8 protein-coding genes are annotated in these 9729 nt (G+C 43.2%); 2 read left to right on the forward strand and 6 right to left on the reverse strand.

What is annotated here, in order from left to right:
* Positions 1-12: 12 nt before the first annotated feature.
* Genes GVY04_19235 through GVY04_19245 form a run of 3 tightly spaced genes read right to left on the reverse strand, consistent with a single transcriptional unit; the run spans position 13 to position 4263 of the window.
* Positions 13-2421 (reverse strand): TonB-dependent hemoglobin/transferrin/lactoferrin family receptor, encoded by a 2409-nt coding sequence (locus tag GVY04_19235; GenBank protein ID NBD18189.1) that lies wholly within the window; start codon positions 2419-2421, stop codon positions 13-15.
* An 8-nt stretch (positions 2422-2429) separates the two neighbouring features.
* Entirely contained in the window at positions 2430-3230 is an 801-nt protein-coding gene (locus tag GVY04_19240) for an ATP-binding cassette domain-containing protein (GenBank protein NBD18190.1), read from the reverse strand.
* Between the two features lie 10 nt (positions 3231-3240).
* Positions 3241-4263 (reverse strand): iron chelate uptake ABC transporter family permease subunit, encoded by a 1023-nt coding sequence (locus GVY04_19245; protein NBD18191.1) that lies wholly within the window; start codon positions 4261-4263, stop codon positions 3241-3243.
* A gap of 265 nt (positions 4264-4528) precedes the next feature.
* Here GVY04_19245 and GVY04_19250 point away from each other — a divergent pair, with 265 nt between their 5' ends.
* Entirely contained in the window at positions 4529-5914 is a 1386-nt protein-coding gene (locus tag GVY04_19250; GenBank protein ID NBD18192.1) for a TonB family protein, read from the forward strand.
* Positions 5915-6002: 88 nt separating this feature from the next.
* Here GVY04_19250 and GVY04_19255 read toward each other — a convergent pair whose 3' ends face one another.
* From GVY04_19255 to GVY04_19265, 3 genes are read right to left on the reverse strand one after another with little or no spacing between them, the layout of a single operon-like run.
* Positions 6003-6488 carry a DUF192 domain-containing protein gene (locus GVY04_19255; GenBank protein ID NBD18193.1) on the reverse strand — a complete coding sequence of 162 codons (486 nt, stop codon included), beginning with the start codon at positions 6486-6488 and terminating at the stop codon, positions 6003-6005.
* Positions 6489-6539: 51 nt separating this feature from the next.
* Positions 6540-8495 carry a DNA primase gene (locus GVY04_19260; protein NBD18194.1) on the reverse strand — a complete coding sequence of 652 codons (1956 nt, stop codon included), beginning with the start codon at positions 8493-8495 and terminating at the stop codon, positions 6540-6542.
* Positions 8496-8553: 58 nt separating this feature from the next.
* Entirely contained in the window at positions 8554-8781 is a 228-nt protein-coding gene (locus GVY04_19265) for a DUF4327 family protein (GenBank protein NBD18195.1), read from the reverse strand.
* Between the two features lie 411 nt (positions 8782-9192).
* Here GVY04_19265 and GVY04_19270 point away from each other — a divergent pair, with 411 nt between their 5' ends.
* Complete coding sequence (locus tag GVY04_19270; protein ID NBD18196.1) at positions 9193-9639, forward strand: hypothetical protein; 447 nt, start codon at positions 9193-9195, stop codon at positions 9637-9639.
* The last annotated feature ends 90 nt before the right edge of the window (positions 9640-9729 follow it).

The following is a 9729-nucleotide window of genomic DNA, read 5'->3' on the forward strand; positions in this document are numbered from 1 at the left end:
GGGAGGATTCCTTTAAAACCGAAAACGAACGCTAGCAGCCACATTAAAGCCTGGTTGTGCAAAACGTTCTAAATCTTCATCATCATTGGTTCTTCCTTCAACATCTGACCAAATAAAGTATTTCTCATTGAATAAATTGAACAAGCCTAAATTAATTGACAGGGGATCAGAAATATTGTAATAGCCAATTAAATCCACGATCGTGTAGCCATCAGGTGCAAATAAATCATCACCATCAATGCGTGTTTTTTCTCCAACAATCGTGGCAATTAATTCGGTTCCCCAGCGATTTTCTGCAGCACGATAACGCAAACCGACTACTGCTTCAAGAGGATTAATGCTATTCAAAGGAACGGATTCATCTCCCGATGTATTATTTCCTTCTGCCCAAGCAATATTGCCAATTAAACTTAAACCATTATTTTTATTTCCAGTCAAAAAATATTCTAATTTCGCTTCAAAACCATAAATTTCTGCTTGGTCAATATTCTGACTTTGGAATTGTAAAAAACCATCACTTGGACGCGGACCTAATCCCACGGTATCAATAAAATTATCATAATCATTGTAAAAGCCAGCGAGGGTAAAATTAATCTTGGGATAAGCGCCCCGGATTCCAACTTCAAAACTATCGCTGGTTTCGGGTTCTAAATCTCCATTGGGTAAAACGGTATATTCAAATGCAAAGTTCGTAAAACCAATATTGGCATCATCGTAGGGAGGACTGCGAAAGCCTCGCGCATATTGACCGTAAAAAGCTAGTTCTGGGGTCGCTTTATAAACAATTCCTAATTTGGGAGAAAACGCCGATTCATTAACATCTTCCACTTCAAAATTATTCACATTAATTCGGGCAAAATCATCATCTTCATTAGCAGTTAGAGAATAGTAATCCCAACGGAGACCCGGAATGATCGAAAACTGACCAATTTCGATTTCATCTTGAACATAAAGGGCTAAACGAAAGGTATCGGTATCAGGAAAAGTCTTGTTGGGAAATTCTTCGCCAGCGACAAACTTGGTAATACTACCATCAGTTAAATCAATAATGCTGCTATCGCGAGGACGAGAGGTTTGGGTATTATAAATTTCTGCGCCATAGACTAAACGATGATCCGAATTTCCGATCGCGAAGTTACTTTCTAGTTGTAAATCACCCCCAAACACCTCCTGTTTAAATTCATTATTATCAATCCGTTCAATGGGAGTATTAATGGGAGGAACCGTTGGTTGCTGAATCCCGATTGAGGTTTTTTCTTCTTCAATTCTGGAATTTTGAAAATAGAGATTCACATTCGCTTTTTGTAGCCAGCTTGCATTGTCGTTATCATAAGCATAAGTTAAGCTAACGCGATCGCGCTTTCTGGTATCTTCTGCTTCTACTTCTTCTCGTTGGAAAAATACAGGGGGTCCGCTAAAATCAAGAGGAGTTCTCCCCACCTCATTAATTAATGTTGTATCTGTGTCGCTATTAAGCACTTCTCCTGTTAATTTGAGGCTGTTACTTTCATTCAAATTGTAAACCAGTTTGGTGAGAATATTAAATTCATCAATATCTTGGGGATTATTTTCAATTTCACCAAAGTTTTTAAACTCAGAATCATTAGTAATTGTGATTGCAGAAGAGGCTTCTATGGTTCCGGTTTCATCTTCTACAGCCAAAACGCCTGTCGTTGTATTCCCTTCATTATCACTGCCATAATTACTACTAAAGCTCGTGTAAATTGAGTCTCCAAAGATATTAAGATAATCTTCTGGATCTTTAGTAATAAAAGAAACCACACCCCCAATTGCATCACTTCCATATAAGGCGGAAGCGGGTCCTTTTATAATTTCTACTCGTTCAATGGTTTCTAAGTTAAAAAAGTCTCTCCCGCGACCGACATAATTATCCGCCGTGCGAATCCCATCAATTTGAATTAAAACCCGATTCCCATCAATTCCACGAATATTAAAGCCCTGATTGCCAAAACGATTGGGATTTCTCCCTACAGAAACCCCAGGTTCATAACGAACTAAATCTCGGATGCTTCGCATCACTTGTTGTTCAATCGCTTCTGATTCAATAATGACAATGGAAGCAGTAGAATCGAATACAAAACGAGGCGTTTTTGTTGCAGTAACGGTAATCTCTAAATCGACATCATCAATGTTGACATCTTCCTCAAAATCATAGTCTGACTCACATTCTCCGGTTTCGGGGTTTCTTTCTTCCTCATCTTCACAGGCTTCTTCGGCGTTATTTTGAGCAATAAAATGGGCGATAAAGGGATGATTCTCTAAGGGGCTAGCTTTTGCTGTATTTGCTAATAGAAAAAAGAAGAAAATAGTAGAAGCTCCCAAAACTCCCAAGTTTTCGCGATTGAGTTTATTTGGTTTTTGGAAAAGCGTTAAGAGACTAAAGATTTGATTGTGTTTCATAATGCTTCTTAAATGACAGTTGATAAATGGTTTTCTTCGCTGACCGCTAGGGGATAAATTTGTTGTCCCACTGGAGTATTAATAATGGCAACTTCTACCCCAAAGACGGCTCTTAAATTTTCGGGAGTTAATACAGTGTTGACTTCATCAACCGCGTAAAGTTTGCCTTGTTTCAGTAACGCCAACCGGTCACTGTAACGACTGGCAAGATTAATTTCATGTAACACTGTGATAATGGTTAAGCCTTGCTGATTGAGCTTTTTTAATAGCTCCAAAAGTTGCAATTGGTAATGCAAATCTAAATAAGTGGTCGGTTCATCTAAGAGTAAGATTTTGGGATTTTGGGCTAAGGCTAAAGCAAGAAAGGCTCGTTGTCTTTCTCCTCCCGAAAGGTTTTCCACTGCGCGATCGCGCATGGAGTCCAAAGCCGTTTCCGCGATGGCTTTTTCCACCTGTTTCTTATCTTCTGTTTGTAAATCCCATTGATACCAAGACTGATGGGGGGTTCTCCCTAAACTGACGAATTGTTCAACCGTTAATCCTCTGGGAATCGCTTGCTGTTGCGGTAAAATCGCCAGCGATCGCGCTACTACTGAAGGGGGTAATTTATGGACGGATTTCCCATCTAAGAGCACGGTTCCGCTAACAGGGGTGAGAATGCGAGATAATAGTTTAATTAGCGTAGATTTTCCAGAACCATTCGCACCAATTAAACTTAACCATTCCCCTGAATGCAGTTCTAAATTGACATTTTCTAAAATGAGTTTGGAACCGTAACCTCCGCTGAGGTGATAACTATTTAAGGGCATAAAATTAACCTCAAAACGAACGACGATACAGCAGCCAAACAAATAAAGGCGACCCAATCAGCGCGGTAACAGCGCCCACCGGTAACTCCACCGCACCCATGCGAGAAAGTAAATCGGCTAAAGATAGCACGATCGCGCCACCTACCGCAGAAAGGGGAATTAACAGGCGATAATCGTTGTTTCCTAACAGGAATCTCATCCCATGGGGAACTAATAAACCGATAAACCCGATTAACCCTGCGATACTCACTGCACTCGCAGCCAGCAGGGTTGCTGTCCCGCCGATTAATAAGCGCGATCGCGCTAGAGAGACTCCTAAGCCCACTGCTAACTCATCTCCTAGATTTAAAACATTAAGCGAACGAGATAATAGACAAGCGATGATTAACGCAATGAAAATGTAAGGGGCAGATAGGGTTAATTCCGACCAACCCCGTCCATTGAGACTTCCCACAATCCAATTCAGCGCCTTTTGAATGCGTCCATCCTCCGATAACAGCAGCAATGTTGTTTGAATTGCCCCAAACAGGGAAGAAACTGCCACACCGCCTAAAATTAGACGTTCCACTCGAATGTCGTTACCACTTCGCGCTAAGAGATAGACGAGGCTGGTGGTGAAGATAGCGCCGACCCAAGCTGCAATGGGGATCAGAAAAAGAAACTGATTTAATGTGATTAAAACCACAACTACTAACCCTGCTCCAGCAGAAATTCCCAACAGAAAGGGCGTTGCCAAAGCATTGCGCAGCATTCCCTGCAATAAGGCGCCTGAGGTTCCTAAGGCTGCACCAACCGTAAATGCCGCTAAAACACGGGGTAATCGTAATTGCCAAATAATAATTTGATGCGTTTGATCGCCTTGTTGTAATAGGGCTTGCCATACCTCACGATAGGTGAAAGAGACGGAACCAATAGAGAGAGATAATGCCAAAGTTAGCAACACCCCCAAACTAATGAAAGCTATTGTTAGTTGGGAACGATTGATTTTTGGCAAATAATTCGCTAAAACTCCTTTATTAAGAGAATTTTTCATCACATTAGCTTACTGATGGCACTCAAAAAAAGATATTTATTTATTAACAATTTAAAGCAATAATAAATCGACTATACTTTTATTGATAAAGTTTGTCAATCAAAATCGAGATTTATTCTGATTGCTGGATTTGAAAGAATCGGGATAAAACTTTATCAATTCTGAAATACAAGGATTTTTTTTGTTTTCTGGTTGCTTGACTTTCCTCAACAATTCTTTTAATGTGGAATCGTTAACTTATAGGAATTCTTAATTAAACAGGAGAATGGCTCTATCTCAGTTTTCGATTGAGCAACGGTATCAACAGCAGCGATCGCGCCAGCGTTTGCTCGTATTTAGTATTTTTAGTTCTCTCCTGCTCCATAGCGGGCTGAGTCTAGTGGAATGGAACGTTGATCCCAAAGAAGCTTCAAAAGATACAGAAGAGCCAATCGAGTTAATTGTTTTAGAAAAACCGAAACCCAAAACCCAACCTGAAGCGAAAACTGACGCCGAATCCCAATCAGAAGCTAGCCAACCCTCATCTTCTAGTTCTTCTGATTCTTCTCAATCACAAGAGAGTGGCGGTGTGGCTGCTCAGCCTCAGCCACAACCTGAGCCCAAGCCACAAGTTACTGCTCAACCCGAACCGAAGCCAGAGCCACAACCTGAGCCCAAGCCACAAGTTACAGCTCAACCCGAACCGAAGCCAGAGCCACAACCTGAGCCCAAGCCACAAGTTACAGCTCAACCCGAACCTGAGCCCAAGCCGCAAGTTACAGCTCAACCCGAACCTGAGCCAGAGCCGAGACCAAAACCCGAATTAGATACATCAAGACCGGCACCGAAACCTTTGTTAGACAATAGTCAATTGAGCTCAGCACAAAACAATATGGAAAAGAAAGAGGCTTCTGAACCGAGTCAGGAAGAAACCGAGAGTCTAGCAGCAAGTCAAGGCAACAACGAAAATCAGGATACTGCCCAAGAACAGGGCAATCAATCCCAATCAGGAACTGAAGGTAGTCAGCCTAGTCAGAGTTCATCCGGAAATTCAAACAACCAACAAAATAACAACTCTAGTGGAGAACAACAACAAGCTAGAGCAAATCCTCCTAACCCGGGTCGTTTACCAGCAGGCGGAGGAACCTTATTGGGATGTGGCAGCAAGCCCAAGATTGATTTTGAAGTCGAAGTACGACCGGTTGTGAGTATTCAAGTTAGCCCCGGTGGTTCGGTTACGAGTGCCAGTATTGTTCGTTCTAGTGGTGAGAGTCGGCTCGATCGCGCAGCCCTCGACTTTGCTCGCAGTTGTCGCTTTACCGATTCTCCCAATGGTCGTGCCGGAAAGATTGCCGTCAGTTTTGTTCAAGAAGGATCACAACAAGAACGAGAAGCTCAAGAACGTGCAGAACAACAAGAAAGAGAGCGTCAACAAAAGTTAGAACAACAACGCCAAGCTGAACAAGAAGCTCAAGAGCAAGCTGAACAAGCGCGTCAGCGCCAGTTGGAACAAGAGCGTCAAGCTGAACAGGAACGTCAGCGCCAGTTGGAACAAGAGCGCAAAGCTGAACGAGAAGCTCAACAACAAGCTGAACCGAACAATAATCCACCCGAATTATTACAACCCAAAGAAGGAGAAGAAATGCCAGAATTATTGGCACCCGAATCGTAGCTTCCCCTCTATCTCATTGACTGACAAAAGTTGAAAGCAAAGAAGCAAAACGCTAATTAGGAAAAAGGGTGCCAGGATTTGATCAATTTCACTTTTCTTGGACGGATATCGAATCGCCAATTTCTAAGCCCAGTTCTTTTGCTCGTCCGCCTTGGAGTTCAATGACTTGATCAATCAAAACATTAGGGCTGTAAGTGGTGCAAGGATCGTCTTCACAAGGAGGAACTTGGTGCGCGATCGCGGCAACTTTTCCCTCACTTACGAAAATCATATCGAGTGGAACCTCAACATTTTTCATCCAAAATCGAGGCACACGCGGCGGATTCATTGGAAATAGCATTCCCCGATTGGGAGGAATCGCTTCACGATACATTAATCCAATGGCTTGTTGTTGGGGAGTCTTTGCCACTTCTAACTCAATGGTTTCCCCCCCAATTTCGACTTGGGCTGTAATGGGAAGTTTTTGCGCTAGTGATTCAGTGGCGGCGGGTTGAGAATCGGCAACAGAAGTATTAGTAGAAGCACAACCGATTAATAAGAGACAAAATAAAGGAATCCAACTCAAACGCAGCATAAGTTTCTGATAAGATGAGGATCTGTTTTTCTATCTTCCCTACTATTTTTCTTAATTGTCCATCACCGGATTAATAATCTCATTAATGGAAAACTGGCGTTGCTGTTTTAGCAATTCTAACTGGCGTTGTGCTTCATAGAATTGTTCCATATAGTAGCGAATGGTCGGTTCATCACTCTTGGGATCGAGTTGCTGCCATTGTTGCAGACAGTAACGTTTTTGTTTCTCACAAGCGGTTTGTTCTAACGTCGCGATCGCGGCTCGCAAAACCAATCCCGGACGTTGGAGATCGGTGCTGGTGGTTTCTTGTAACTGAATAATACTCCTCAACTGGCTCTCATACTCGGGCAATTGACTGACTTCATTTTCTAACTGCAGCAACAAGAGATTTTTTCCTTGATGATCCCCACTAAAATCATAGGTTTCTTCTAAACTTAAAATTTGCTGCCATAACCAGCGATGAGGCGATAGACTCAATAACAACTCCTTCTCTTCGAGGGTAACCGCAATTCTTTCCCGATACCCTGGGCAATGGAGATACACGCGTAACAGTAAGGCTTCGGCTTGGGCAAGGAGTTGACTCTCGCTCGGAAAGGACGGGACTTTTTTGGGGACTGTTGAAGACTTTTTCGCTTGTTTTTTCCGACCTTGGGGCTTTTTCAGCGCATTTCGCAGCGTTTCTGTATAAAGTGGGGTCAGTTGCGAATCGCCTTGACTTAAGCGTTCGGCACAATGGCGAAGATAATGGGTGCGCAGGGTGACATCTTGGAGACGGTTCAACAGTTTTACCATTCCCTGTGTAACCTGTTGAATTTGATCGGGTTGGTTGAGATCTTGATCTTGTAGTAGGAGCTGAATTTGCCAATCTAACCAAAAGGGTGCCGTTTCTAATTGTTGACGGTACTGTTGGGCAGCATCATCACTACTTTTGAGAAACTCATCGGCATCTTTGCCACCAGGAAGGTTCAAGATCCGCAGTTGGACTTGTCCCGAATAAACTAAGGGTTCAATTTCCTGAATAGCTCGTTCTGTCGCCGTTGTTCCTGCTTTGTCGGCATCGAAATTAAAGATAATCCGTTTGGAGTCGGTGTAGCGTAACAACTGACGAATCTGGTCATTACTGAGTGCGGTTCCTAAAGAGGCAACCACCGGCTTAATCCCTGCGTCATGCAGCGCGATCGCGTCAAAATAGCCCTCCACAATAATCGCTTGGTCTTCTTTGCGGATGGCATCTCGGGCTTGATCCAGGGCAAACAGAGTCTGACTTTTATCAAATAAGGGCGTTTCTGGAGAATTGAGATATTTCGGTTCATCATCGCTCAGGGTGCGACTGCCAAAGCCAATGGTGCGTCCTTGGGCATCTCGAATGGGAATCATTGCGCGATCGCGAAACCGATCATAATAGCCTTTTCCTGACTTGCGCTGTTGGATTAACCCCGCTTGTTCCACTAATCCCACCGGGTAGCGTTTTTGTTCCACTAAGTACCGATAGAGCGTTTCCCAACCGGAAGGAGCATATCCTAAGCCCCAACTTTGCAAAGTTTCCCCTTGCAATTGGCGTTCTGATTTTAAATACGCAAGGGCAACTTCTCCCTCCGGTTGATACAAAACGTGCTGATAGAAGTTCCCCGCAACGGCTAAGATTTCATACAGTTGTTCCCGAACCGATAGTTCTCGCTGCAGTTCTTCTTGCTGTTCCGGTTCAAGGGTTTTTACACTCACTTGATAGCGTTGGGCTAACTCTAGCACCACTTCAGTGAAAGACTGCTGTCCCAACTCCATCAAGAACTTAAAGACATTCCCCCCAGCGCCGCAGCCAAAGCAGTAATAAAGTTGTTTACTGGGGCTAACGGTAAAACTGGGGGTTTTTTCCTCGTGGAAAGGGCATAACCCTTGATAGTCTTTGCCTCGCTTTCGTAACACGACGTAGTCCGAGATGACATCAACAATGTCAGCTTGTTCACGAATACTCTCAATCGTGTCAGGATGAAAACGAGAAGAACTCAAGGGTTTGCGAGCTTAGTTAAAACAACTATGAGTGAAGTTGAACAGATGAAACATCATCTTACTGATCTGATTCGTCATCCCATTCATCAACTGCAATGAGTTCTTGAACGGGGTCTTGCATAGAAAAGCCAAACTCTAGGAGTTCATTTTTCCAGTAAGACCATTCATTTCCATAGAGGAGTGCAATTTTCCAGATGCTGTCAGTCGGTTTAAGCAGTTTGGAATCAATCAGTGACTGCACTTGACGTTGCAACTTCACCATGGGGTGAGCTACTTGCTTAGTCATAAATTCAATTCGCTTACAATAAATTTTGCAAATGCTACGTGTAGAACTTCTCTCCTTGTTATTCGTTCGCTCTCGCAGAGGGTTCAAGCTTAGAGAAGTCACTAATACTATTTATAGCGTAATTGGTACTCATTTGGCAAGAAATCGGGTTTAAAGATGCTTGCCTGGCGTTTTTGAAAAGAAAGATTGACCGAAAAGCAGCGCGATCGCGATGATTCCCAGTCATGTTCAGGGAAGGATTAATCCTTTAAGCACTGAGTAGTGTTGATCATCGAAAAAACAACCTCATCTTCTGACCCATTTCACGGGGAAACACTTAAGTTATTCGACAGGTTGTCTTTTGACTCTAATTGAGAATTTTTTTATTCTGCACTGGATTCAATTACCACTTTAATTTTTTCTTAAAATCAGATGATCAAGCTCAATTGGTGTTTACTGAGTGCAGGCTTTTCCTTACTCTTTCCTTTACCGGTTTTCTCGCAAACGCAGCCCCTCACTGCAATTAGAGGAACTGAACTTGATGAACCGATTACTATTACTCTCCCTGCTAACAAACGCGATCGCTTAGAAAAAATTCAGACTTCCCCTCCTCTCCAGCTAAATCCCTCTTCTTACGCCATCCAATTCATCTCCCTACCTTTAGCTGAAACCAATTCAACTCTCAATGCAAGCGAGGTTGATGCTGTCCCCTTTCAACCCACAGCGATTATTCTTGCCGATAGCGGGGAGGAAGTTGCACCCGGTCAATGGACCTCGGGACGACCTGATGGACACGCTCCCATTGGCGTCATGGGAGATCATGTTCATGGTCAAGGAGAGTGGATGTTGTCTTATCGCTATATGTTTATCTTAATGTGACGAGAAGACCCCCACTATAGCGTCAGATTAGTGGGGGATGAATCGTCACCAAACAAATAAAAGTCCGACAGGACATCCTTCGACAGGCTC

It is taken from the genome of Cyanobacteria bacterium GSL.Bin1 (assembly GCA_009909085.1).
In the GTDB taxonomy this organism is placed as follows: domain Bacteria; phylum Cyanobacteriota; class Cyanobacteriia; order Cyanobacteriales; family Rubidibacteraceae; genus Halothece.